General features: G+C 69.1%; 19 protein-coding genes. 13 read left to right on the forward strand and 6 right to left on the reverse strand.

Features of this window, described 5'->3' with window-relative positions; genetic code table 11:
• Positions 1 to 10 precede the first annotated feature (10 nt).
• From infB to pnp, 5 genes are all read left to right on the forward strand, one after another.
• Positions 11 to 2,740, forward strand: a complete 2,730-nt coding sequence (gene infB, locus K343_RS0108005) for a translation initiation factor IF-2 (RefSeq protein WP_028007619.1) — start codon at positions 11 to 13, stop codon at positions 2,738 to 2,740.
• Positions 2,741 to 2,787: 47 nt separating this feature from the next.
• Positions 2,788 to 3,153, forward strand: coding sequence for a 30S ribosome-binding factor RbfA (gene rbfA / locus K343_RS0108010; RefSeq protein WP_020648310.1), 366 nt, complete (start codon positions 2,788 to 2,790; stop codon positions 3,151 to 3,153).
• Between the two features lie 9 nt (positions 3,154 to 3,162).
• The gene (truB, locus tag K343_RS0108015) at positions 3,163 to 4,089 is read left to right on the forward strand and encodes a tRNA pseudouridine(55) synthase TruB (protein ID WP_028007620.1); all 927 of its coding nucleotides are present in this window, start codon (positions 3,163 to 3,165) and stop codon (positions 4,087 to 4,089) included.
• 77 nt (positions 4,090 to 4,166) lie between these two features.
• Positions 4,167 to 4,436, forward strand: a complete 270-nt coding sequence (gene rpsO / locus K343_RS0108020) for a 30S ribosomal protein S15 (RefSeq protein ID WP_028007621.1) — start codon at positions 4,167 to 4,169, stop codon at positions 4,434 to 4,436.
• Between the two features lie 45 nt (positions 4,437 to 4,481).
• Positions 4,482 to 6,596: a polyribonucleotide nucleotidyltransferase gene (pnp, locus tag K343_RS0108025; RefSeq protein ID WP_043112316.1), complete on the forward strand. Its 2,115-nt coding sequence runs from the start codon at positions 4,482 to 4,484 to the stop codon at positions 6,594 to 6,596.
• Positions 6,597 to 6,898: 302 nt separating this feature from the next.
• On the opposite strand, the gene phaR is transcribed toward pnp, so the two are convergent.
• Together phaR and gluQRS are read right to left on the reverse strand one after the other, a co-directional pair.
• A complete protein-coding gene (gene phaR, locus K343_RS0108030; protein ID WP_245585145.1) occupies positions 6,899 to 7,432 on the reverse strand; it encodes a polyhydroxyalkanoate synthesis repressor PhaR in 534 nt (177 codons plus the stop codon).
• 45 nt (positions 7,433 to 7,477) lie between these two features.
• A complete protein-coding gene (gene gluQRS / locus K343_RS0108035) occupies positions 7,478 to 8,398 on the reverse strand; it encodes a tRNA glutamyl-Q(34) synthetase GluQRS (RefSeq protein ID WP_028007624.1) in 921 nt (306 codons plus the stop codon).
• Between the two features lie 154 nt (positions 8,399 to 8,552).
• Between gluQRS and K343_RS0108040 the strand changes: the two genes are divergently transcribed.
• The 4 genes from K343_RS0108040 (at position 8,553) to K343_RS0108055 (ending at position 14,116) form a co-directional block, all read left to right on the forward strand.
• Positions 8,553 to 9,362, forward strand: a complete 810-nt coding sequence (locus tag K343_RS0108040) for an HAD-IA family hydrolase (RefSeq protein WP_028007625.1) — start codon at positions 8,553 to 8,555, stop codon at positions 9,360 to 9,362.
• 86 nt (positions 9,363 to 9,448) lie between these two features.
• Positions 9,449 to 11,041, forward strand: a complete 1,593-nt coding sequence (locus K343_RS0108045) for an FAD-binding oxidoreductase (protein ID WP_028007626.1) — start codon at positions 9,449 to 9,451, stop codon at positions 11,039 to 11,041.
• A 4-nt stretch (positions 11,042 to 11,045) separates the two neighbouring features.
• Positions 11,046 to 12,560 carry a glycerol-3-phosphate dehydrogenase/oxidase gene (locus K343_RS0108050; RefSeq protein WP_028007627.1) on the forward strand — a complete coding sequence of 505 codons (1,515 nt, stop codon included), beginning with the start codon at positions 11,046 to 11,048 and terminating at the stop codon, positions 12,558 to 12,560.
• Positions 12,557 to 14,116 carry an FGGY-family carbohydrate kinase gene (locus K343_RS0108055; RefSeq protein WP_028007628.1) on the forward strand — a complete coding sequence of 520 codons (1,560 nt, stop codon included), beginning with the start codon at positions 12,557 to 12,559 and terminating at the stop codon, positions 14,114 to 14,116. The genes K343_RS0108050 and K343_RS0108055 overlap by 4 nt, the downstream gene beginning before the upstream one ends.
• A gap of 102 nt (positions 14,117 to 14,218) precedes the next feature.
• Here K343_RS0108055 and queF read toward each other — a convergent pair whose 3' ends face one another.
• Positions 14,219 to 14,644, reverse strand: coding sequence for a preQ(1) synthase (queF, locus tag K343_RS0108060; protein WP_028007629.1), 426 nt, complete (start codon positions 14,642 to 14,644; stop codon positions 14,219 to 14,221).
• 183 nt (positions 14,645 to 14,827) lie between these two features.
• Between queF and smc the strand changes: the two genes are divergently transcribed.
• From smc to K343_RS0108080, 4 genes are read left to right on the forward strand one after another with little or no spacing between them, the layout of a single operon-like run.
• Positions 14,828 to 18,352, forward strand: coding sequence for a chromosome segregation protein SMC (gene smc / locus K343_RS21390; RefSeq protein ID WP_051278058.1), 3,525 nt, complete (start codon positions 14,828 to 14,830; stop codon positions 18,350 to 18,352).
• On the forward strand, positions 18,349 to 19,080 hold the full coding sequence (locus K343_RS0108070; RefSeq protein WP_084615770.1) for a cell division protein ZipA: 732 nt from the start codon (positions 18,349 to 18,351) through the stop codon (positions 19,078 to 19,080). The genes smc and K343_RS0108070 overlap by 4 nt, the downstream gene beginning before the upstream one ends.
• Positions 19,081 to 19,101: 21 nt before the next feature.
• Positions 19,102 to 21,408 (forward strand): NAD-dependent DNA ligase LigA, encoded by a 2,307-nt coding sequence (gene ligA, locus K343_RS0108075; RefSeq protein WP_028007631.1) that lies wholly within the window; start codon positions 19,102 to 19,104, stop codon positions 21,406 to 21,408.
• Positions 21,405 to 22,592 carry a mechanosensitive ion channel family protein gene (locus tag K343_RS0108080; RefSeq protein WP_028007632.1) on the forward strand — a complete coding sequence of 396 codons (1,188 nt, stop codon included), beginning with the start codon at positions 21,405 to 21,407 and terminating at the stop codon, positions 22,590 to 22,592. The genes ligA and K343_RS0108080 overlap by 4 nt, the downstream gene beginning before the upstream one ends.
• Before the next feature lie 31 nt (positions 22,593 to 22,623).
• Here the strand turns inward: K343_RS0108080 and K343_RS0108085 are convergent, their stop codons facing one another.
• The 3 genes from K343_RS0108085 to K343_RS0108095 are packed head-to-tail and all read right to left on the reverse strand — an operon-like array spanning position 22,624 to position 24,358.
• The gene (locus K343_RS0108085; protein WP_028007633.1) at positions 22,624 to 23,775 is read right to left on the reverse strand and encodes a BamA/TamA family outer membrane protein; all 1,152 of its coding nucleotides are present in this window, start codon (positions 23,773 to 23,775) and stop codon (positions 22,624 to 22,626) included.
• The gene (locus K343_RS0108090; RefSeq protein WP_028007634.1) at positions 23,772 to 24,059 is read right to left on the reverse strand and encodes a BolA family protein; all 288 of its coding nucleotides are present in this window, start codon (positions 24,057 to 24,059) and stop codon (positions 23,772 to 23,774) included. The genes K343_RS0108085 and K343_RS0108090 overlap by 4 nt, the downstream gene beginning before the upstream one ends.
• On the reverse strand, positions 24,056 to 24,358 hold the full coding sequence (locus K343_RS0108095) for a YciI family protein (RefSeq protein WP_028007635.1): 303 nt from the start codon (positions 24,356 to 24,358) through the stop codon (positions 24,056 to 24,058). The genes K343_RS0108090 and K343_RS0108095 overlap by 4 nt, the downstream gene beginning before the upstream one ends.
• Positions 24,359 to 24,360: the final 2 nt, after the last annotated feature.

The raw sequence follows: 24,360 nt of genomic DNA on the forward strand, positions 1-24,360 counted from the left end.
GGGAATACGGATGTCAACCGTAACTGTTCAAGATTTTGCGAAAGAGCTCAATCGTCCGGTCGACGAACTGCTCTCTCAGTTTCATGAGGCCGGCGTGTCCGTGAAGGACGCGCAGTCGGCGATCTCGGGCGACGACAAGGTTGCCCTGCTGAACTACCTCAAGCAGAAGACTGGCTTGGCGAGTGCCGCCGAGCCGCGTCGTATCACGCTCAAGCGCAAGGAAACCACCGAGCTCAAGCTGGGTGGCGGCCGTGGCGCGCCGTCGAAGACGATCAGCATCGAGGTGCGCAAGAAGCGCACGTTCGTCAAGTCGGACGAGTTGCCGGAAACGCCGGTGACGGTACCGCCGATCGCCCCGGCGGCGGCGCCGAGCCCGGTCGAAGTGGCGGAAGCGGCGGTCGAGATCGATCCGGAAGCGCAGCGCCGCGCCGAAGAAGCGGTTGCCGCTGAGAAGGAACGCCGCGAGGCGGCGGAGCGCGTGGCTGCTGAGGCGGAAGCCAAGCGGCAGCAGGAAGATCTCGAACGCAAGCAGCTTGAGGAGGCCGAGGCGCGCAAGCGGGCCGAGGCTGAAGCGGCTGCGCTGGCCAAGCGCACCGAGCACGAGCGCCTGCTCAAGGAAGATACGCTGTATCGCGAGAAGTGGGAGCGCGAGCAGGCCCGTATGCGCGCCGCCGAGAATGTGCGTCGAGCGTCCGAAGCGGCGCGCCAGATGGCAGCCCAGCAGCGTACGACGCCGCAGGCGCCGCCGGCGCGTGGTGACCGCCCGGCGGCACCGGCCGCGGCACCTGCGCCGGCGGCGCCGGGCGCCGATCGCGGTCGCGGAGGTCGTGACGACCGCGTGCACCGGCAGGAGCTGCATCTGTCGGAAGGCAAGGGCGGCAAGCGCGACAAGAAGCAGAAGAAGCCGTCGGGCCGTATCAGGATCGACAACGTGCACGGCTTTGAAAAGCCGGTTGCGCCGATCGTTCGCGAAGTGGAAGTGCCGGAAGCGATCACCGTCGGCGAACTTGCCAACCGCATGGCGGTCAAGGCGGTCGAGCTGATCAAGGTCATGATGAAGAACGGCATCATGGCGACGATCAACCAGACGCTGGACCAGGACACGGCCGCGCTGATGGTCGAGGAAATGGGCCATAAGGTGCGCATGGTCAAGGCTTCCGACTTCGAGGAAAGCCTCGAGCAGGCCGTGACCGGCGAGCAGGCCGATGGCGAGCGCGAAACGCGTCCGCCGGTCGTGACCATCATGGGCCACGTCGACCACGGCAAGACATCGCTGCTCGATTACATCCGCAAGACCCGCGTCGCGGCAGGCGAGGCGGGCGGCATCACGCAGCATATCGGCGCCTATCACGTCGAGACGCCGAAGGGGATCATCACTTTCCTCGATACGCCGGGCCACGCAGCGTTCACGCGCATGCGCGCGCGCGGTGCGCAGGTCACCGATATCGTCATCCTGGTCGTTGCCGCCGACGATGGCGTGATGCCGCAGACCAAGGAAGCGATCCAGCACGCCAAGGCCGCGAACGCGCCGATGATTGTCGCGATCACCAAGATCGACAAGCCGGAAGCTGATCTCGACCGCGTGAAGAACGAGCTGTCGAAGGAAGGCGTCATCCCTGAAGATTGGGGTGGTGACACGCAGGTGGTCGGCGTTTCGGCGTTCACCGGTGCCGGCATCGACGAACTGCTCGATGCGATCCTCGTGCAGGCGGAGGTTCTGGAGCTGACGTCGCCGGTCGATGCGCCGGCGCGCGGCAACATCCTCGAAGCTTCGGTCGAGAAGGGGCGCGGTCCGGTCGCGACGGTGCTGGTACGCGCCGGCACGCTGCGCCAGGGCGACGTCATCCTCACCGGCCCGCATTTCGGCCGCGTGCGCGCGATGTTCGACGAAGCCGGCAAGCCGGTGAAGGAAGCGGGTCCGTCGATTCCGGTCCAGGTGCTCGGCCTGTCCGGCGCGCCGGACGCGGGCGACGACGTCGTCGTGGTCGCCGACGAGCGCAAGGCGCGCGAGCTCGCGCTGCTGCGCGAGCAGAAGCTGCGCGAGCAGAAGCTGGCGCAGAATCAGGCCGTGCGCATGGAGCAGGTCTTCGCCAACATGGGCCAGGGCGAGCAGAAGTCGCTCAACATCATGGTCAAGGCCGACGTGCAGGGTTCGGCCGAAGCGATCACCGAAGCGCTGCGCAAGATCCCGAGCGAAGAGGTCAAGGTCAACGTGCTGTCGACCGCGATCGGCGGCATCAACGAGTCGGACATCGATCTGGCGATGGCATCGAAGGCGATCATCATCGGCTTCAACGTCCGCGCCGACGGCGCCGCGCGCAAGCGCATCCAGGATACGGGTGTCGACGTCCGTTACTACTCGATCATCTACGACATCATCGACGACGTCAGCAACGCGGTGTCGGGCCTGCTGGGCACTGAAACGCGTGAGCAGATCGTCGGTATCGCCCAGGTGCGCGAGGTGTTTCGCAGCTCCAAGCTCGGCAATATCGCCGGCTGCCTCGTCATCGAAGGCTCGGTGCAGCGCAATCTCCCGATTCGCGTGCTGCGCAACCAGACGGTGGTCTACGAAGGCGTGCTCGAGTCGCTGCGCCGTTTCAAGGACGACGTCGCCAAGGTCGAGGCCGGCACCGAATGCGGTATCGGCGTCAAGGACTACAACGACGTCAAGGCGGGCGATCAGATCGAGTGCTTCCAGCGCATCGAGGTTCGCCGCACGGTGCAGGCCGCAGCGGCGTAAGATCAGTGCGGAGCCGGCCGTAAAACAGCCGGTTCCGCCGCCTTTCGATGAAAGAGTATCCCCGCAAGCTTCGCCTCAATACCCAGCTCCAGAGCGAGCTGGCCTTGCTGATCCGCAACGAGCTTTCCGATCCGCGCGTCGCCGGCGTCACCGTGACGCGCGTCGATGTGTCGCCGGATCTGCGCAATGCCCGGGTCTCGGTCAGCCTCCTCGGTTCCGACGAGCAGCTCAAGGACGCGATCAAGGGGCTGGCCCATGCGGCGGGCAAGCTGCGCCACGAGCTCGGTGAGCGCCTGAGCGTCCGCTATGTCCCGCAGCTGCATTTCACGGCCGACCTCGCGATGCGCGAGGGTGATCGCATCAGCGCGCTGATCCGCGACGCCGTGCGCCGCGACGAACATCACGGCGAGTAAGCGACCTTCATGGCAGTTTCAGCGCGCCTGCCGCGGCGGCGCATTTCCGGTGTTCTGCTGCTCGACAAGCCGCTCGGGCTCAGCTCCAACGACGCCTTGCAGCGGGTCAAGCGCCTGTTCCGCGCCGAGAAGGCGGGGCATACCGGCAGCCTCGATCCGCTGGCGACCGGCCTGCTGCCGATCTGCCTCGGCGAGGCGACCAAGCTCAGCGGCGTGCTGCTCGAGTCGGACAAGCGTTACCGCGCGCGCGTTCGTCTGGGCGCGCAGACCTCGACGGGCGACGCCGAGGGCGAAGTGATCGCGGTTTCGGATCCCGCTGGGCTGACCGAAGCGCAGCTGCGCGAGGCGATGCGCGGGCTGCGCGGCGATCTCCGGCAGATTCCACCGATGCACTCGGCGCTCAAGCGCGATGGCCGGCCGCTTTACGAGCTGGCGCGACAGGGGCAGAGCGTCGAGCGCGAGCCGCGCCCGATCACGATCACCGAGCTCGAACTGCTCGATTTCAGCGGCGCCGAATTCGAGTTCGAGGTGCTGTGCTCGAAGGGCACCTACGTGCGGACGCTGGCCGAGGACATTGCGGCTGCCGTCGGACAGAAGGCCCATCTGCAGGCGCTGCGGCGTACCGGCGTGGCGCCGTTCTGGGATCGTCCGATGCTGACGCTCGAAGCGCTGCAGGCGCTCGCCGAGCAGCCCGCGGCGCTGGATGCCCACCTGCTCGGCCTGGCCGAGGCGCTGAGGCATTGGCCGGCCATTGTCGTCGATGAGGTCCGCGCCGGCGCATTGGCGCACGGCCAGCCGCAACGTATGGCGGGGCTGGTGCGCGGGCAACGTGTGGCGGTGCTCGACGGAGCCGGGCGCTTGCTCGGCCTGGCTTGCACGGATGAGGAGGGCTGGTTGCGTCCGCAGCGCTGGCTGCAGACGGACCAGGGCGGTTAACTTGTGAGAAAGCCGCCAGAAAAGCTAATATATTGGACTTTGTAAAGATCGAAGAATTGTTCCCGGAGTTGAAGGCAATGACGTTGACGGTTGAACGCAAGGCGGACGTGGTCAAGAAGTACGCCCGCGGCAAGAATGATACGGGCTCTCCCGAAGTCCAGGTGGCGCTGCTGACGGAGCGCATCAATGTGCTGGCACCGCATTTCGAAGCGCACAAGAAGGACAATCACTCGCGCCGCGGCCTGCTGAAGATGGTCAACCAGCGTCGCCAGATGCTGGACTATCTGAAGGGGAAGGACGAAGCCCGCTACAGCAAGCTCATCGCTGAGCTCGGTCTGCGCCGCTAACAAGCGGCGCAGTCGTTTTGACCGCCAGAATTCAGGGGTAGACCCATGGCAGTACCTGCCACTCCAGCCGTGCCCGTCAAAAAGACGTTCCGCTACGGCAAGCACAATGTGACGTTCGAAACCGCCGCCATCGCCCGTCAGGCGACCGCGGCGGTCATGGTGCATGTCGACGACACGGTCGTCTTCGTCAGCGTCGTCGGCAAGAAGGAAGCCAAGCCCGAGCAGGACTTCTTCCCGCTGACCGTCGACTACATGGAGCGCTTCTACGCCGGCGGCCGCATCCCCGGTGGCTTCTTCAAGCGCGAAGGCCGTCCGACCGAGAAGGAAACGCTGACCTCGCGCCTGATCGATCGTCCGCTGCGCCCGCTGTTCCCGGAAGGCTTCTACAACGAAGTCCAGATCGTGGCGATGGTGATGTCGCTGAATCCGGAGATCGACGGCGACATTCCGGCGATGCTCGGCGCCTCGGCGGCGCTGGCCCTGTCCGGCATCCCGTTCCAGGGCCCGATCGGCGCCGCCAAGGTCGGCTACAAGGACGGCAACTACATCCTCAACCCGACGGCCACGGAACTGGAGACTTCGGATCTCGAACTCATCGTCGCCGGCACCAAGGACGCCGTGCTGATGGTCGAGTCGGAAGCCAAGATGCTGTCCGAACCGGTCATGCTTGGTGCCGTCCTGTTCGGCCACGAGCAGATGCAGGCCGCGATCCAGGCGATCAACGAGTTCGCCGCTGAAGCCGGCAAGGCGAATTGGGACTGGCAGCCCGCCGACCGTTCGGTCGTCAAGGCTTTCGTCGCCCAGTTCGAAGCCGAGATCGCCGACGCCTACGGCATCACCGAGAAGCAGGCGCGCTACGCCAAGCTCGACGAGGTGGCCAAGAAGGCCAAGGCCGCCCGCGCCGCCGATGCGCCGTTCACCGAGAATCAGCTCAAGGCTGAGCTCGATGAGCTGAAGGCGAAGATCGTCCGCAACCGTATCCTCGACGGCGCGCCGCGTATCGACGGCCGCGATCGCTTCACGGTCCGTCCGCTGGCGATGTCGGCCGGCGTGTTGCCGCGTACCCACGGCTCGGCGCTGTTCACGCGCGGTGAGACGCAGGTGCTGGCGGTGACCACGCTGGGCACCGGCAAGGATTACCAGATCATCGACGCCGTCGAAGGCGAGTGGCATGAGCACTTCATGTTCCACTACAACTTCCCGCCGTACTGCGTCGGCGAGACCGGCCGCCTGAACGCGCCGAAGCGCCGCGAGATCGGCCACGGCCGCCTCGCCAAGCGCGGCGTTGCCGCCGTGATGCCGGATCTCGACAGGGAGTTCCCGTACGTCGTCCGCGTCGTCTCGGAAGTCACCGAGTCGAACGGATCGAGCTCGATGGCCTCGGTCTGCGGCGCGTGCCTCGCGCTGATGGACGCGGGCGTGCCGATCAAGGCGCCGGTGGCCGGCGTGGCGATGGGCCTGATCCTCGAGGAAGGACGCTGGGCCGTGCTGACCGACATCCTGGGCGACGAGGATCACCTCGGCGACATGGATTTCAAGGTGGCCGGCACCAAGGACGGTATCACCGCGCTGCAGATGGACATCAAGATCACCGGCATCACCGGCGAGATTATGGCCCAGGCGCTGCAGCAGGCGCAGACCGCTCGTCTGCACATTCTCGAGCAGATGGTGCAGGTGCTGCCGACGCCGCGTTCGCAGCTGTCGCCGCACGCGCCGCGCATCACCACGATCAAGATCAACCCGGACAAGATCCGCGACGTGATCGGCAAGGGTGGCGCGACCATTCAGGCGATCACCAAGGAAACCGGCACGACGATCGACATCGAGGACGACGGCACGATCAAGATCGCTGCGGTCGACGGCAAGGCGGCGGAAGCCGCAATCACGCGCATCAATGCGCTGACGCGTGATGTCGAGGTGGGCACGATCTACGAAGGCCGCGTCGCCAAGATCATGGACTTCGGCGCGTTCGTGACGATCGCGCCGGGCAAGGATGGTCTGGTGCATATCTCGCAGCTCGCCGACAAGCGCGTCGAGAAGGTCGAGGATGTCGTCAAGGAAGGCCAGACCGTGCGCGTCAAAGTGCTCGAGGTCAGCCGCGACGGCAAGATCCGCCTGTCGATGAAGTCGAGCGACGTCGGGGCCCCGGCGACGGCCTGATCGGCAGTAGAGCAAAAAAACGGCGCACTTCGGTGCGCCGTTTTCGTTTGGAGAGCCGGATTCGGCGGCGCAAAAAAGAAACCCTCCGCAGGCGGAGGGTAAGGTGCGAGAAAGGCGCGTAGCCTTTCTGGAGGAGAGCGGTTCGAATCGCCGCCGCGCGGACGATTCATGTTGCAATGCAGTATAAAAAGGGTTGACCGATCGGTCAATTAAGAATCAAAAAAATAAGGCCTTCAAGATGAAGGCCTTATCAAAGATTCAGAAAAGACGTGACGTTTTTCGTCACGGAATGACGGGGAGCCTCAGGGCAGCACGTCCTTCTGTACCTGTTCGTCGTCGCGGCCGGTACGGCGCTTGATCGCCTGGGCGCTGGCCTGGATGTTGTGCAGGAACTCCTTGCGGATCGAGCGCCAGATCGGCACCTGCCGGTCGGCCATTTCCTTGAGCACCTGCAGCGGCTGCTGGGCCTGTCCGAGCATCTGACGCAGCTGATCGGTGAAGTGCCCCTGCTGTTCCTGGAACAGGCGGGCCGACAGTTCGAGATAGCGGCCGATGCTGTTCTGCATCGGGTCGCCGTAGTAGCGAATGATGAACTCGAGCAGTTCGGTGGTGAAGATCGGGTCGCCGCCTTCTTCCTGCTCGGCGATCACCTGCAGCAGAATGCTGCGCGTGATGTCCTCGTGCGTGCGCTTGTCCTCGACGCGAAACTTCACATCCTGCAGCACGAGCTGGCGGATTTCCTCCAGCGTGATGTAGCGGCTGATGTGCGTATCGTACAAGCGCCGGTTCGGATACTTCTTGATGATGCGGACGTCGGACATAAGCACCGGATTCACGAGGCTTTGCTGCGATGCAGCGTATTGCGACGCATCATGCCAGAACTAGGGCGGGGCCTCCACCGTCTGGCGATGGGTGTCGCGCAACGCGTCTGCGTGCCAATGGGCGATGCCCCAGGTCAGGATCTCGGCGGGCGCGGCGTCGCGCAGTGCCGCGGGCGGCATCTGCCGCAGCCATCGCAGGCACAGCCAGAGATTCGCGCCGGCCTCGGCGGTATCCAGCGGCGCTGCGTGATTCTGCTTGGAAAGCTTGTGACCGCTTGCGTCGACCAGGACGGGCACGTGCGCGTAGCGAGGCGTCGGCAGCGCCAGCGCCTGCTGCAGCACGTTCTGCGCAAAGGTGGCGCCGATCAGGTCGGCGCCGCGCACGACGTCGGTAATGCCTTGCGCCGCTTCGTCGACGGCGCAGGCGAGGTGATAGCCGATGATGCCGTCGCGCCGGCGCACGACGAAGTCGCCCAGCTCGCTGGCCGCGTCGCGCTGCAGCCGCCCTTGGATGCGGTCGTCGAGGCGCAGCAGACCGTCCGGTACCGAGACGCGCAGGGCTTGATCATCGAACGCCAGGCGCAGCGTGCGGCAGGTTCCGGGATAGACGGGGCCGTCAGGGCCGGGCAAGGCGCTGGCCGCCAGCGCTGCCCGCGTGCAGCGGCAGGCGTAGAGCCAGCCTTGCGCGGCGAGGCGCGCCAGCGCCGATTCGTACTCGGCCAGGTGCTGCGACTGATAGCGGGGTGCCTCGTCCCAATACAAGGCATGCGCCTCGAGTTGGCGAAGGATTTGCGTATCGGCACCCGGTACGCAGCGCGGCCGGTCCAGATCGTCGATACGCAGCAGCCAGCGTCCGTCGTTGCAGCGGGCGTCGAGATAGCTGGCGAGCGCCGTCAGCAGCGAGCCGAGATGCAGCGGACCGCTCGGCGTCGGCGCGAAGCGGCCGCAATAGGATCCGGCGGCTGCGGAACGAGCGGTCATGTTGCGGGGTTTGGACGGTGCCGCCGTTCACAGTCGTTCCTGTCGACGCGGCAGCGTCGCATGGTACAGTAACTTCACGTTGTAGCCGTTTGAAAAACAATATGGACCCTGATGGATCTCATCGGCACTGCACCGCTGGTTCGGAGCGGCGGCCATGAGTTTGAGAGCGGTACTGTTCGACGTCGATGGCACGCTGGCGGATACCGAGGCGCTCGGCCATCGCCCTGCCTACAATCGCGCCTTTCGTAATCTCGAACTGCCGTTCCGCTGGGGTCCCAAGCTCTATCGCAAGCTGCTGAAGCAGCCCGGCGGGCGCGAGCGGCTCAAGCATTACCTGCAGCATTACCAGCCGGAACTCGGCCCCGAGACAGTCGAGGCGCAGCAGAACGTTGACGCCTGGGTCAGCAAGGTCCATGCGCTGAAATCACAGTACTTCAAGCGCTACATGCGGCATGGCCGCGTGCCCCTGCGTCCGGGCATTGCCCGCATCATGCGCGAGGCGCGCAGTTCCGGTGTGCGTCTGGCGATCGTCACCAACGCCAGCCTGAAGACCCTGAGGCCGGTGCTCAAGTACAGCATGGGGCCCGAGCTGGCGGCCGAGGTCGAGGTCATCGCCAGCGGCGAGGAAGTGCAGCGCAAGAAGCCGGCGCCGGATCTTTACCAGCTCGCCATGCGGCGGCTGAACCTTCTGCCGCACGAATGCGTCGCCCTGGAGGATTCGGAGATGGGCCTGGAGGCGGCCGCTGCCGCCGGCGTCGCGGCGGTCGTCACGATCAATCGCGACACGCTCGAACAGGACTTCACGGAAGCGGCGCTGGTCGTCAGCAGCCTTGGCGAGCCGGGCGCCCCGACGCGCGTGCTCAAGGGCCGACTCGATGGCCTGCCGTGGGTGACGCTCGACACGCTGCAGACCGTGCTCGCCGAGCGCAATCGCCCGCACGAAAGGGCTCGCGCCGCCGCCTGAGGCACCGCCGGCCGCCGCGTGGTGCAGGGCCACACGGATTGTCAGGATCGCCGCTTATACTCCGGCTCCACCGAACGGGGGCAGGTATGCGGCGCTGGAACGGCTGGGGCGACGAATCCGATCAGTACGCGCTGAGCGAGGACGCGCAGGCGTTCCTGCGCGAGCGCGTCGGCGAGGGCCGGCCGCCGCGCGACGCCGACCTTGAGACGAGTCTGCGCGCCGTGCCGCCGAGTCGGGTTGCGCCGAGCGCGCGCTTCGATGTCGCCACGCGAAGCCGCTTGCTGCACGCCCGTGGCCAGAGCTTCCCCGACTGGGTGGCGATGAAGGCCGGCCGCTTCGGCCCGGTCGCCGATGCCGTCGCGCTGCCGGCTTCTCACGCGGAGGCCGCCGAGGCGCTGGCCGAGGCGCAGAAGCTCGGCGCCATCGTCATTCCGTACGGTGGCGGCACCAGCGTCGTCGGGCATCTGCAGGTGCCGGCCGGCGACCGGCCGGTCGTCAATATCTCGCTCGAGCGCATGAACCGCCTGCAGGCCTTCGACGAGCGCTCGTTCCTCGCCACTTTCGGCGCCGGCACGCCCGGACCGCAGATCGAGGCGCAGCTGCGCGAACGCGGCTACCTGCTCGGACATTTTCCGCAGTCCTACGAGTTCTCCACGCTCGGCGGCTGGGTCGTGACGCGCTCGTCGGGGCAGCAATCGCTGCGCTACGGCCGTATCGAGAACCTGTTCGCCGCCGGTCGCCTGGCGACGCCGCGCGGCGAGTGGACGGTCGGCGGCGTGCCGGCCTCCTCGGCCGGCCCCGATCTGCGCGAGCTTGTGCTCGGCTCCGAAGGCCGGCTCGGTCTGCTGACCGAAGTCACGGCGCGCGTGCGGCGCCTGCCGCAGGCCGAGGATTTCCACGCGGTGTTCTTCCCGAGCTGGGATCTCGGCGTCGAGGCGGTGCGGGCGATCGTCCAGGCCGAGGTCCCGCTGTCGATGCTGCGCCTGTCGAACGAGATCGAAACCGAGACGCAGCTGCGCCTCGCCGGTCACGCCGAGCTGATCAAGTGGCTGCAGCGCTATCTCGGCATGCGCGGCATCGCCGGCGGCCAGTGCATGATGGTGTTCGGCGCGACCGGCACGCTCGGCGAGACGCGGCGCATGCGCCGCGACGCGCTGGCGATCGCCAAGCGCTTCCGCGGCGTGCACGTCGGCAAGACGATCGGCAAGGGCTGGGCCAAGAACCGCTTCCGCGGTCCGCTGCTGCGCAACGCCTTGTGGGAGGCCGGCTACGCCGCCGATACCGTCGAGACCGCCGTCAACTGGCCGCAGGCGACGGCGACGATGCGGGCGATCGAGGCCGCCGCCGTCGATGTGCTGCAGGGCGACAACGAACGCGTGCATGCGTTCACGCATCTGTCGCACGTCTACCGCCAGGGCTGCAGCGTCTACTCGACCTTCGTGTTCCGCTCGGCCGGCGATCCGGACGCCGATCTCGAACGCTGGCGCCGTCTCAAGCGGCGCGTCTCGGAGGCGATCGTCGCTTGCGGCGGCACGATCAGCCACCAGCATGGCGTGGGCGTCGATCATGCTCCGTACCTCGTGCACGAGAAGGGCGCGCTCGGCATCGACCTGCTGCGGGCGATGGCGCGCGAGCTCGATCCGCAGCAGATGATGAATCCCGGCAAGCTGTTCGCCTGAGCCGATGAACCGACCCGCGCTGTCCGAGCTCGCCGGGCGCTACGACCTCGTCGTCATCGGCGGCGGCATCACCGGCGCCGGCGTGTTCCGCGAAGCCGTGCGCAGCGGCGCGCGCGTGCTGCTGGTCGAAGCCGGCGATTACGCGTCGGGTACCTCGTCGGCGTCGTCGAAGCTCGTCCACGGCGGGCTGCGCTACCTCAAGAGCGGGCAGTGGCGCCTGACGCGCGAATCGGTGCGCGAGCGCCAGCGCCTGCTGCGCGAAGCGCCGGGGCTGGTGGCGCCGCTGCCGTTCGTGATGCCGATCTACGCGGACCGTCCGCCGGGCCGCTGGCTGATGCAGATCGGCTTGCGGCTCTATGACGCGATGGCCGGCGTGCGCCGTTCGGCCTGGCTCGGCGCCGAGGCCGCGCTGGCGCGCGAACCGACGCTGCGCCGCGAGCAGCTGCGCGGCGCGATGCTCTACGAAGATGCCCAGACCGACGATGCGCGTCTGGTGCTGCGCCTGATCGTCGACGCCGTCGCGGCCGGCGGCACAGCGATCAACTACACCGAAGCCCGGCTGCGGCGTGACGGCGCCGGTGTCGCCGGCGTGACGCTGCGCGACGTGGCCGGCGGCGGCGAGCGCGAGATCGGCGCCGCCATGGTCGTCAACGCGACCGGCGCCTGGGCCGATCGCCTGGACGGGGCGCCGCCCGGCGCGCCGAAGCTGCGGCCGCTGCGCGGCAGCCATCTGCTGTTCTCGGCGCAGCAGCTGCCGCTGCGGCAGGCGGTGTCCTGGCTGCATCCGCGCGACGGCCGGCCGGTGTTCGCCTACCCCTGGGAAGGCGCGATCCTGTACGGCACGACCGATCTCGATCACGACGACGATCTCGCCCAGCCGCGGCCGACCGCCGCCGAGCTCGCCTACCTGATCGAGGGACTGCAGGCGCAGTTTCCGGATCATCCGCTGCAGGCACACGAGGCGCTGGCGACTTACGCCGGCGTGCGCCCGGTGGTGGCCGGTGGCCAGGCCGATCCGTCGAGCGAGTCGCGCGAATCGGCGCTGTGGACCGCGCCTGGTCTGGTCGGCATCACCGGCGGCAAGCTGACGACCTTCCGGGTCACCGCGCGCGAGGTGCTCGAGGCCGCCGCCCGCCAGCGGCCGAGCCTGCGGCCGGCATCGGCGACACCGCTGTTCGAGGCGCAGGCCGGCGATCGGCTCACGGCGCGCTATGGCCGCGCCGGCGCCGCCGCGATCGGCGCCGCGCCCGAGGCTGAGCGGCTGCCGCTCGGCGATACCCCGTACTGCCTTGCCGAGCTGCGCTGGGCGCTGCGGCACGAAGCGGTGCTGCATCTCGACGACCTGCTGCTGCGGCGCACGCGCCTCGGACTCGTCAGCCCGCGCGGCGGCGAGGCCCTGTACGCGCCGATCGGCGCGCTGTGCCGCGAGGTGCTCGGCTGGGACGAGACGCGCTGGCTGCGCGAGTGCGAGCGCTATCGCACGATCTGGCGTACGCGGCACGCGCCGCCGCCGCCATGAGCGGCGCGCGCTGCATTCTCAGTCTCGACGTCGGCACGCAAAGCGCGCGGGCGCTGCTGTTCGACGCGCAGGGCGAGCTGCTGGCGCGCGCGCAGCAGGTGTTCGAGCCGACCTACCAGTCGCCGCAGCCGGGCGCTGCCGAGCAGGACCCGGAGGTCTACTGGCAGGCACTGGTCGCCACCTGCCAGGAGTTGTGGCGCGGCGGCGCGCGGCCGGCCGACGTGGCGGCGCTGAGCCTGACCACGCAGCGCGCCACCGTCGTCTGCGCCGACGCCGGCGGACGCGTGCTGCGCCCGGCGATCCTGTGGCTCGACCAGCGCCGGGCGACGCAGCCGCCGGTGCTGAGCGTCGCCTGGCGCGCCGCATTCCGCGCGATCGGCGCGAGCGCGCTGATCGCGCACTTCCAGCGCGAGGCCGAGGCCAACTGGCTGGCCGAGCACGAGCCGGCGCTGTGGCGCGAGACCGCGCATTTCCTGCTGCTGTCCGGCTGGCTGAGCTGGCGGCTGTGCGGCCGCTACGTCGACTCCGCGGGCAGCCAGGTCGGCTTCCTGCCGTTCGACTACAAGCGCCAGACCTGGGCACGGCCCGCCGACTTCAAGTGGCAGGCGCTCGCCGTGCGCCGCGAGCAGCTGCCGGAGCTGGTCGCGCCCGGGCGTCCGCTCGGAACGCTGACGGCCGCAGCGGCCGCGGCGCTGGGCCTGCCGGCGGGGCTGCCGCTGATCGCCGCCGCCGCCGACAAGGCCTGCGAGGTGCTCGGCTCCGGCGTCGTCGAGCCCGACGTCGCCCAGCTCAGCTTCGGCACCACGGCGACCATCAACACCGTGCAGCCGCGTTACGTCGAGGTGCAGCGTCTGGTGCCGGCGTACCCGGCGGCGCAGCCGGGCGCCTGGAACACGGAAATCCAGATCTACCGCGGCTTCTGGATGGTGAGCTGGTTCAAGCGCGAGTTCGCGCTGCACGAGCAGCGTCTCGCCGACGCGCGCGGCGTGCCGGTCGAGGCCCTGTTCGACGAGCTGGTGCGCACGGTGCCGCCGGGGGCGATGGGCCTGACGCTGCAGCCGTACTGGTCGCCGGGCGTGCGCGAGCCCGGCCCGGAGGCCAAGGGCGCGATCATCGGCTTCGGCGACGTGCACACGCGGGCGCACTTCTATCGCGCGATCCTCGAGGGCCTGGTCTACGGGCTGCGCGGCGGTTGCGAGCAGATCGAACGCCGGCTGCGCCGGCCGATCCGGCTGCTGCGCGTCGCCGGCGGCGGCTCGCAGTCGGACGCGGCGATGCAGATCACCGCCGACGTCTTCAACCGCCCGGCCGAACGGCCGCAGATCTACGAGACCTCGGGCCTGGGCGCGGCGATGAACGCCGCGGTCGCGCTCGGCTGGCACGCCGACCACGCCGCGGCGGTGCGGACGATGGCGCGCGTCGGCCGCCGCTTCGAGCCCGATCCGGATGCGGCGCGGACCTACGACGCCCTGTATCGCGAGGTCTACTGCCGCATGTACGGGCGGCTCCGGCCGCTGTATCGCAGCATTCGCCGCATCACCGGCTACCCGCCCTGAGCGACGGGGCGGGCAGGTCCGGACGGCGTCGGGATCTGCAATAAGGTCCGCCGCCCGGCTGCGCAGCGGACGGCGGACGTTCTGCGGCCGTGGCCGGGGCGCTCAGGCCGGCGTCTGGCCGGCGCCGGTCGGGTCGACGTGCCAGGCCGGCGGCGGCAGCTCGCCCTTCCAGCCTTTCTTGCGGTGCTCGGCGGTGACGTGCGTGTAAATGCCGCCGCGCACGTTGAAGACCGCCGTCAGGCGCAGGTAGCGCGGCGCGATCGCCTTGACGATGTCGTCGACGATCTGGTTGGTGACCGCCTCGTGGAAGCAGCCCTCGTTGCGGAAGCTCCAGATGTACAGCTTCATCGACTTCAGCTCGATGCACTTCTTGTCGGCGACGTATTCGAGGTACAGCGTACCGAAGTCCGGCTGCCCGGTGATCGGGCACAGACAGGTGAATTCGGGCATGCGCATGCGGATGCACGAGTCGCGCTGCGGCGCGGGGTTGGCGAAGGTCTCCAGCTTCTTGCTGGCTTGGGTCGTCATGGGATGGGGTTTCCGGAGTTTCTAGGGGGCGGCGCCGTGCCGCGGCGGGCCGCTGTCACGGCAGGGCGCCTAATTTACACTAGCCCCATTTACACTAGCCCACCGTGTCCGCTGGCCTCGCGATGGCCGTACGCCAGGACGGGAAGCACACCGGCCGGCGACGGCCTCAAGACCAGACCATCAATGCGACTTTCGGGTATCAAACTCGCCGGGTTCAAGTCGTTCGTCGACCCGACGCATCTGCCGCTGCCTTCGAACCTGACGGGCGTCGTCGGGCCGAACGGCTGCGGCAAGTCGAACGTCATCGACGCCGTGCGCTGGGTGCTCGGCGAGACGAGCATGAAGAACCTGCGCTCCTCGGACGCCGAGGACGTGATCTTCAACGGCTCCAAGACGCGCAAGCCGGTCGGCCGCGCCTCGGTCGAGCTGATCTTCGACAACTCCGACGGTTCGGTCACCGGCAATTACGCCGCCTACGCGGAAATCTCCGTGCGCCGCGAGCTGACGCGCGACGGCAGCTCGCAGTACTTCCTGAACGGCCGCAAGTGCCTCAAGCGCGACGTCACCGACCTGTTCCTCGGCACCGGCCTCGGCGGCAAGAACCAGTACGCGATCATCGAGCAGGGCATGGTCTCGCGGATGATCGAGGCCAAGCCCGAGGAACTGCGGCAGTGGCTCGAAGAGGCGGCCGGCATTTCCAAGTACAAGGATCGCCGCAAGGAGACCGAGTCGCGCATCAAGCAGACGCGCGAGAACCTGGCGCGCCTCAATGACCTGCGCGCGGAGATTACGCAGCGCCTCGAAGTGCTGACCCGGCAGGCCGCCAACGCCGAGAAGTACCGCGAGTTCAAGACCCAGGAACGCCAGCTGCGCGCCGAAATCCTGGCGCTGCGCGCCCGCCAGTTCGAGGCGCAGAGCCAGGCGCACGAGACGGCGATCACCGAATTCGAGGCGGCGCTGGAAGCGGCGCGCACGCGCGTCAGCCGCGCCGGCGAGGCGCGCGTCGCCGCCGAGATCGAGCAGCGCGTGCAGGCGCAGAAGCTGGGCGAGGAGCAGAGCACGGTCTACGCCGCCGAGGCTGCGCTGGCGCGCCAGGAGCAGAGCCTGCAGCACGCCCGCGAACTGCAGCAGCTCAAGGCGCGCGAGCTCGACCAGCTCAACCGCCAGCTCGCCGAGATCGAGGCGCGCGAGCTGCGCGAGCGCCAGCGTCTCGACGCGGCGGCGCGCGAGCTGGTCGAGCTCGAACAGCAGGCGCAGCTGGCCGAGGAGCATGAAGCCGGCGCCCAGGGCGCGCTGATCGAGGCCGAGGACGACGCCCAGGCCGAGCAGCGCCGCTGGGACCACTTCCAGCAGGACGCCGAGACGCCGCTGACGCAGACCGAGGCGGAGCGCGTGCGCGTGCAGCAGCTGGAGCGCGCGCGCTTCCAGGGCGAGGAGCGTTTCAGGCGGCTCGAGAACGAGCTGGCGGCGCTCAACATCGGCCCGGTGCAGCACAGCCTGAACGAGGCCGACCACGAGCTGCGCACGCTCGGCGACGAGCTGCAGCAGGCCGAGGCGCGTCTGCAGCTGATGGACGAGACGCTGCAGGCGCTGCGCGACGAGCGCACCGCGGCCGAGACCGCGCTGCACGAGACGCGGCAGTCGCTGCAATCGGCGCGCGGCCGCGTCGCCTCGCTGGAGACGCTGCAGCAGGCGGCGCTGCGCCAGGACGATGCCGAGCTGAACCAGTGGCTGCGCCAGTACCAGCTCGCCGATGCGCCGCGCCTGGCCTCGGCGCTGCAGGTCGAGAGCGGCTGGGAGGCGGCGGTCGAGCAGGTCCTCGAAGGCCTGCTGCAGGCGCCGCTGGTCGCCGGCCTCGACGAGCGCCTGCGGGCGATCCAGGGCGGGCCGAAGGCCGGCATCGCGCTGCTCGGCGAGCAGCAGGGTCAGGGCGGCGGCGGATTGGCCGCCAAGGTCACGGGGCCGCAGGCGGTGCTCGACTGGCTCGCCGGCATTCGCATCGCCGCCGACGCGGCCGAGGCCGAAACCATCGCCCGCACGCTGGCGCCCGGCGAGTCGGTGATCACCGCCGACGGCCTGTGGCGCGGCCGGCTCTGGGTCCGCTACCCGAAGCGCGGCGACGACCGCAGCGGCGTGATCGCCCGCGGCCAGCTGCTCAAGCAGCTCAAGGCGCAGGTCGAGGAACAGCAGCAGCAGGTGCTCGAGCGCGAGCGCGTGCTCGGCGAGCTGCGCGGTCGTACGCATGCGATGGAGCAGGAGCGCCGCGACGTTTCCTCGAAGTTCGATCAGCTGCGTCACCGCCAGGCGCAGAAGATGGCGTTCCGGCAGTCGCAGGCGGTACGCCTGGAGCAGATGCAGTCGCGCGTGCAGACGCTGACGCAGGAGGTCGAGGCGCTGCGCGAAGCCCGCGAGCAGCAGGGCCGCGAACTCGACGAGTCGAAGACGCGGCTGGTCTTGCTCGAACAGATCGCCCAGGAGTTGCGCGACAAGCGCGCCGACATGCAGCAGACGCTGCAGCGCAAGCGCGATCTCGTCGGGCGCGCGCGGCTGGCCCTGCAGCAGGCGCAGCAGGCGCGCGGTCAGCTGCAGGTCAATCTCGCCGGCCGGCGCAGCGCGCAGTCCGCGCTGGAGCAGTCGCTGAAGGATCTGGCTGCCAATCGCGAGGCGCTGCTGATGCGCCGGGCGGAAGAGGAAGAGAAGGCGGCCGAGCTCAACGAGCCGCTGACCCAGCACGCCGAACACGTCGAGCAGGCCCGCGCCCGGGTCGGCATGGCGCGCGAGCAGCTGCGCGCGCTGCGCGAGGCCGCGGCCGCGGTCGACGCCGCGCTGCAGGCGGCGGTCGAGGCGGCGCGCGCCGCCGAACTCGAAAAGGATGCCGCCGTCGAGAAGCTGCAGCAGGCCCGTCTGGAGTTCGAGAACCTGCGCGCGCATCGCCAGAGCCTCGAGGAGCAGATCCGCGAAACCGGCTTCGAGCGTCAGGCGCTGTTCGACGGACTCGATGCCGACGCCACGCTGCCGAACTGGGAAGAGAAGCTGGCGACGACCGTGCGCCGCATCGAACGCCTCGGCGCGATCAATCTGGCGGCGATCCAGGAATTGGAGGAAGCGCAGGGGCGCGAGAAGTATCTCGCCGAGCAGCACGACGATCTGCACGGCGCGCTGGAGACGCTCGAGGAGGCGATCCGCAAGATCGACGCCGAGACCAAGGAGCTGTTCAAGCAGACCTTCGACAAGGTCGACGGCGTGTTCCGCGACCGCTTCCCGAAGCTGTTCGGCGGCGGCGAGGCCTATCTCGAACTGACCGACGACAACCTGCTCGAAACCGGCGTGCGTGTCATGGCGCGGCCGCCGGGCAAGCGCAACTCGACGATCCACCTGCTGTCCGGCGGCGAGAAGGCGATGACCGCGGCGGCGCTGCTGCTGGCGCTGTTCCAGCTCAATCCGGCGCCGTTCTGCCTGATGGACGAAGTCGATGCGCCGCTCGACGACGCCAACGTCGGCCGCTTCTGCGAAGTCGTCCGCGAGATGTCGCAGAACGTGCAGTTCATTATCATCACGCACAACAAGATCACGATGGAGCTCGCTCAGCAGCTGCACGGCGTGACCATGCAGGAGCCCGGCGTCTCGCGGCTCGTCAGCGTGGACATCGAGCAGGCGGTCGAGCTGACCTCACAGACCGAGAACCAACAGGCAGGAACGGGGACATGAGCGCGTTGCAGTGGGCGTTGCTGGTGTTGGGAGCAGCGGCGGTCATCGCCATCTACATCACCAGCCGGCGCGGCGAGAAGCTGCCGAAGGACTGGACGCCGCCGGGCGCCGGCGGGCCAGCGGTCGGCCGTGCGCCGAAGCTGCCGGCCCAGGACCAGATGGACATGTTCTCCAGCAAGGGCGAGTTCGACGAGTTCGGCGTCGGCAAGCCGCGCAAGCGCGTCGAGCCGGGCCTGGGCGAAGGCGAGACCGCGCCGTTGTTCGACTCGCCGTCGACGCGTGCCGAGCCGGCCCTCGAAGCGCCGAAGAAGGTGTTCGAGGAGAAGATCATCACGCTGCTGATCGCCGAGCGCGAGGGCACGGCGATCTTCGGGCCGAAGATCCATCAGGCGCTGGCCAGCCAGGGCCTGCAGTACGGCGATCGCAAGATCTATCACCGCCTGCTCGGCGAGCAGCCGGTGTTCTCGGTCGCCAGTCTGATCAAGCCGGGCACGCTCGATCCGGCCGAGCAGCAGAGCTTCTCGACACCGGGCCTGACCGTGTTCATGGTGCTGCCGAACGATGCCAAGCCGCGTGCGGCGCTGGACGATCTGGTCGCGACCACGCGCGCACTTGCCGAGCAGCTCAATGCCGAGGTCTTCGACGCCAACCGCCAGGTCTTCACGGCCGAGGCGCAGCGCGTGCTCGCCGCCGAAGTCGACGCGTGGACCAAGCGCAACGGCCTGTGAGTCGCCGCCGCCGGGAGCGCCGTGAACGCGACTGAGTCCGAGCGCCGCCGCATCGAGGCGCTGCGCGAGCAGCTCGACGCGCACAATTACCGCTACTACGTGCTCGACGATCCGAGCGTGTCGGACGCCGAGTACGACGCGCTGTTCCGCGAGCTGCAGGCGCTGGAAGCGCAGCATTCGGACTGGGTCACGCCGGATTCGCCGACGCAGCGCATCGGCGGCGTGGCGCTGAAGGAGTTCGCGCCGGTCCGCCACCGCCTGCCGATGCAGTCGCTGAACAACGCCTTCAGCGAGGACGAGCTGCGCGACTTCGATCGCCGCGTACGCGAGGGACTCGGCCGCAGTGAGGTCGACTACGTCGCCGAACCCAAGCTCGACGGCCTGGCGGTGTCGCTGATCTATCGCGACGGCGCGTTCGTGCAGGGCGCGACGCGCGGTGACGGCGAAACCGGCGAGGATGTCACCGCCAACCTGAAGACGATCCGGGCGATCCCGCTGCGGCTCAAGGGTGCGGCGCCGGCATTGATCGAGGTGCGCGGCGAGGTCTATCTGCCGCACGCCGGTTTCCGGCGCATGAATGAGGAAGCGGCGGCGCGCGGCGACAAGCTCTACGTCAATCCGCGCAACGCCGCCGCGGGCAGCCTGCGCCAGCTCGATCCGCGCCTGACCGCGCAGCGGCCGCTGTCGTTCTACGCCTATGCGGTCGGCTATGCCGAAGGCTGGCGGGCGCCGGCGCGCCACGCCGAAATCCTCGCGCAGCTGCGCGCCTGGGGACTGCCGGTCTCGAATCTCATCCAGCCGGTGCACGGCGTCGACGGCTGCCTGGCGTACTACGCGGCGATGCAGGCGCGCCGCGCGCGGCTGCCGTTCGACATCGACGGCGTCGTCTACAAGCTCGACGATCTCGCCGGCCGCGATGAGCTTGGCTCGGTCGCGCGCGCGCCGCGCTGGGCGATCGCGCACAAGTTCCCGGCCGAGGAAGCCGAGACGGTGCTCGAGAACGTCGACTTCCAGGTCGGCCGCACCGGCGCGCTGACGCCGACCGCGCGGCTGCGTACGGTGTTCGTCGGTGGCGCCAACGTCAGCAACGCGACGCTGCACAACATGGACGAGGTCGCGCGCAAGGACGTGCACATCGGCGACACCGTGATCGTGCGCCGCGCCGGCGACGTCATTCCGGAGATCAAGGGCGTGGTGCTCGCCAAGCGGCCGGCCGATGCGCGTCCGGTGGTGATGCCGAAGCATTGCCCGGTCTGCGGCTCCGACGTGCGCAAGGATCCGGATGGCCCGATCTACCGCTGCGTCGGCCGCCTGGTCTGCAAGGCGCAGCTGCAGCAGCTGCTGCAGCATTTCGTCTCGCGCCGCGCCGCCGACATCGAGGGCATCGGCGAAGCGCTGATCGCCGAGCTGGTCGAGCGCGAGCGCCTCAAGGCGCCGGCCGATCTCTACACGCTGCAGGTCGCCGACGTCGCCGTGCTCTACAAGGCCGCCGAAGTCGCGCCGGCCAAGGTCATCGATGCGATCGCCGCGCGCCGCGAGCTGTCCTTGCCGCGGCTGGTCTACGCGCTCGGCATTCCCTCGGTCGGCGAGACCACCGCCAAGGATCTGGCCCGGCATCTCGGCAGCTTCGCGCGCGTACGCGAGGCGCTGCCCGACGTGCTGATGCTGGTCGACGGCGTCGGCGCCGCCGCCGCCGAGGAGATCCGCTGGTTCTTCGCCGACCGCCACAATGCGCACGCGGTCGACGCCTTGCTGCGGCATGTGACGATTATCGAGGAGCATCCGGTCTCGGCCGAACTCGCGTCGCGCTGTTCGCTCGGCTGGCTGCTGGCCAGCCAGCAGATCAAGGGCCTGGGCCCGGTCAAGGCCGACAAGCTGGCGCAGGGCTGCGCGACGCTGGACGAGGTGCTGGCGCGCGTCGACCACGAGCTGGCGCTGGCCCGCCTGCTCGACGACAAGACCGCTGCCGAGGTGCGCGAGTGGTTCGCGCATCCGCAGCATCGCGCGCACGCCGCCGCGTTGGAGCGCCAGCTGCGCGCATTCGGGCTGATCGGCGAGGGCGCCGTACAGGCCGTCGCCGCCGGCGAGGGCCCGCTGTCGGGCAAGACCTTCGTGCTGACCGGCACGCTGCCGGTGCCGCGCGACGAGGCCAGCGCGCAGATCGAAGCGGCCGGCGGCAAGGTCAGCGGCTCGGTGTCGAAGAAGACCGATTACGTGGTCGCCGGCGACGAGGCCGGCTCCAAGCTCGCCAAGGCCGAGCAGCTCGGCGTCGCGATCCTCGACTACGAAGGGCTGCAGCGGCTGCTGGCCGGCGAGCACGGCGCATGAGTCTGAGCGCTGATCTCGCCGCGTGGAATCCGGGCGGCCAGGCGCTGGCGCAGCTGGCCCGGCACCCGCTCGGCTCGACGTTCGCGGTGCTGGCGGCGGCGCTGACGCTGGTCGTCGTGCTGCACGCGCTGGCGCGCACGCTCGACAGCGGACGCTATGCCTGGCAGCGGCGCATGCGCGCCTGGCTCGGCATCGCCGAAGGGCGGCGCATCCTCGAACTGCGCTGGCTGCTGGTAATCTTCCACTTCTTCCTGTGGCAGTTCGTCGCCTACCTGATGCTGCACATCTGGGGGCTGCGCGACGAGGCCGAGGGCCTGCTGCGGGCGCTGTTCTCGAGCGGCATCAAGCTCGGCGGCGTGCGCGTCGTGTTCGGCAAGCTGCTCGCCGGCACGCTGCTGTTCATCGTCCTGTTCACGTTCACGCGCTGGCTCAAGCGCAAGCTCGAGGACGACTGGCTGGTGCGCGCCGGCGTCGAGCCGAGCACGCGCGACGCGGCGGCGACTCTGTTCGGCTACGTGACCTTCATCGTCACCGCGCTGATCGGCCTGTCGTACGCGGGGCTCGATCTCAGCAATCTGGCGATCGTCGCCGGCGCGCTGTCGGTCGGCATCGGCTTCGGCCTGCAGAACATCGTCAGCAATTTCGTCTCGGGCCTGATCCTGCTGTTCGAGCGGCCGGTGCGCACCGGCGACTACATCAGCGTCGGCGGCTGCGAGGGCGTCGTGCGCCGCATGCGCATACGCGCGACCGAGCTGGAGACCGGCGATCGCGAGACGGTCATCGTGCCGAATTCGAACCTGCTGTCGAATCCGGTGATGAACCGCAATCTGCGCACGCGCGCCGGCCGCGTGGTGCTGCCGGTCGGCGTCGCCTACGGCAGCAAGCCGGAGCAGGTGCGCGAGCTGCTGCTGAGAGTTGCCGCCGCGAGTCCGCAGGCGCTCGCCGAGCCGGCGCCGCTGGTCCTGTTCACGAACTTCGGCGCCAGTTCGCTCGATTTCGAACTGACGGTGTGGATCGGCGACGCCGACGCGAAGGGGCGCATCGCCAGCGATCTGCGCTTCGCGATCGTCGCGGCCTTCGCCGAGGCCGGCATCGAGATGCCGTTTCCGCAGCAGGACGTGCACATCCGCTCGCTGCCGCCGCAGCAGGCCGGCGCGCCGCAGGCGGGTGTCGATTCGCGCTGAACGCGCGCCACGCAAGGCGCGCCGACCGGCGCTAGAACGCTTCGCCGACCTGGAAGTAGACGCCGCTGCTGCCGCGGCCGACGCCGAGATCGAGGCGCACGTTGACGCGCGGCTTGAACATGAAGCGGTAGCCGGCGCCGTAGCTCGGCAGCCAGTGCTCGCCGAGATCGCTGACGCGCGGTGCCAGCGTGCCGGCGCCGGCCCACAGCGTCATGCCGTGGCGCCAGGCCAGCTGGCGGCGCCATTCGAGCTGCGTGCTGAGCACGTCGCGGTCGCGATAACGCCCGTTGTAGTAGCCGCGCATGCGTGCGTCGTCGCCGAGCGTCGCCAGCATGTTCCACGGCACGGCGCCGGCGCGGAAATCGCCGTAAAGCTCGAAGGCCAGCGTGTTCTTCGCGTCGAGCGCGAGGTAGTGCCCGTAGCGGGCATTGAACACCGTGAAACGGCGCTCGCTGCCGAAGGCCGGCTCGTAGACGGCGTAGTCGACGCTCAGGGCGTGGCCGCGTGCCGGGTTCGGCACGAAATCGCGGGTGTCGTTCAGCAGATGCGCGCTGAGGCCCGAGCTGAACACGGACGGTCCGTCGGCGGTGTCGTGGATCGCGTGGCCGGCGCCGTCGTCGAGCGCGGCGGCGTGCAACTGGTTCACGCTCCAGCCGAGGCCGGCCCAGGTCGACGGCGCAACGCGCGCATAGGCTTTCGGCCACAGCTCGAACGAGCGCGCGGTGTAGCCCTGCGAATGGTCGTCGCGGCCGGCGGCGTAGCCGATGCCCCAGTACTCGTCCGGCTGGTTCTTCAGCGCGCCGTCGACGAACAGGCGCCAGCGGTCGCCGGCGAAGAAGCTGTAGTTGTCGAAGCTCAGGCCGAACAGGCCGCTGACGCTGACGTAGCCGGTCAGCGTCAGCGACGACAGCGGCGTGTCCGGCACTTCGCGATCCGGACGGTACAGGCCGACCAGCGCGACGCCGACGCCCAGGCTCGTCTCCGGCATGTAGAACGGGCCGGGCAGCATGCCCCAGTCGATCGGCTTCGAAGGATCGAGCGCGTCGCCGCCGCCGAGCGAGGCGAGCAGTTCGTCGATGCGCGCGCGATCGGGCCACCAGGCCGCGGAGGCCGGCGTCGCCGCGCCCGCGTCGCCGAGCGCGAGCAGAGCGGCGGCGACGGTGCGGCGGGCGCTGCGGCTCAAGCGCGCTCGCCGGCCTGCGCCGCTTCGTCCGGCGTGCGGGCGCGGATCGACAGCGCGTGAATGTCGCGGGCCATCAGCGCGCCGAGCGCGGCGTAGACGGCGCGATGCCGCGCGACCGGCGTCATGCCCGCGAACGCGGCGGCGACGATGTCGACGCGGAAATGGCCGGCGCCGCTCGCCGCTCCGGCATGGCCGGCATGCGCGGCGCTGTCGTCGTCGACCTGCAGCGACGCCGGCGCGAAGGCCGCGACCAGGGCGGCGCGGATCTGCTCGCTGCGATTCACTTCGGCAGGGTCTTGACGAAGGGATAGACCTCGACCCGCTCATAGACGCCGGCGTGCACGAAGGGGTCGTCCGCCGCCCAGGCCTGGGCGGCTTCGAGACTGTCGAACTCGGCGATCACGACGCTGCCGGAGAAGCCGGCCTCGCCCGGATCGGCGGCGTCGATGCGCGGGCGCGGGCCGGCGATCACCAGGCGGCCTTCGTCCTGCAGCGCGACCAGGCGCGCCAGATGCGCGGGACGGTGGGTGCGGCGCCGGGCGAGGCTGTCGGCGGCGTCGTTCGAGATGATGGCGTAAAGCATCG

The sequence above is a fragment of the Solimonas flava DSM 18980 genome, from assembly GCF_000426685.1.
In the GTDB taxonomy this organism is placed as follows: domain Bacteria; phylum Pseudomonadota; class Gammaproteobacteria; order Nevskiales; family Nevskiaceae; genus Solimonas; species Solimonas flava.

Bases quoted from the DNA above. Each gene is read 5' to 3' on its own strand.
- infB (WP_028007619.1), top strand. From the start codon at position 11: ATGTCAACCGTAACTGTTCAAGATTTTGCGAAAGAGCTCAATCGTCCG.
- rbfA (WP_020648310.1), top strand. From the start codon at position 2,788: ATGAAAGAGTATCCCCGCAAGCTTCGCCTCAATACCCAGCTCCAGAGC.
- truB (WP_028007620.1), top strand. From the start codon at position 3,163: ATGGCAGTTTCAGCGCGCCTGCCGCGGCGGCGCATTTCCGGTGTTCTG.
- rpsO (WP_028007621.1), top strand. From the start codon at position 4,167: ATGACGTTGACGGTTGAACGCAAGGCGGACGTGGTCAAGAAGTACGCC.
- pnp (WP_043112316.1), top strand. From the start codon at position 4,482: ATGGCAGTACCTGCCACTCCAGCCGTGCCCGTCAAAAAGACGTTCCGC.
- gluQRS (WP_028007624.1), bottom strand. From the start codon at position 8,398: ATGACCGCTCGTTCCGCAGCCGCCGGATCCTATTGCGGCCGCTTCGCG.
- K343_RS0108040 (WP_028007625.1), top strand. From the start codon at position 8,553: ATGAGTTTGAGAGCGGTACTGTTCGACGTCGATGGCACGCTGGCGGAT.
- K343_RS0108045 (WP_028007626.1), top strand. From the start codon at position 9,449: ATGCGGCGCTGGAACGGCTGGGGCGACGAATCCGATCAGTACGCGCTG.
- K343_RS0108050 (WP_028007627.1), top strand. From the start codon at position 11,046: ATGAACCGACCCGCGCTGTCCGAGCTCGCCGGGCGCTACGACCTCGTC.
- K343_RS0108055 (WP_028007628.1), top strand. From the start codon at position 12,557: ATGAGCGGCGCGCGCTGCATTCTCAGTCTCGACGTCGGCACGCAAAGC.
- queF (WP_028007629.1), bottom strand. From the start codon at position 14,644: ATGACGACCCAAGCCAGCAAGAAGCTGGAGACCTTCGCCAACCCCGCG.
- smc (WP_051278058.1), top strand. From the start codon at position 14,828: ATGCGACTTTCGGGTATCAAACTCGCCGGGTTCAAGTCGTTCGTCGAC.
- K343_RS0108070 (WP_084615770.1), top strand. From the start codon at position 18,349: ATGAGCGCGTTGCAGTGGGCGTTGCTGGTGTTGGGAGCAGCGGCGGTC.
- K343_RS0108080 (WP_028007632.1), top strand. From the start codon at position 21,405: ATGAGTCTGAGCGCTGATCTCGCCGCGTGGAATCCGGGCGGCCAGGCG.
- K343_RS0108095 (WP_028007635.1), bottom strand. From the start codon at position 24,358: ATGCTTTACGCCATCATCTCGAACGACGCCGCCGACAGCCTCGCCCGG.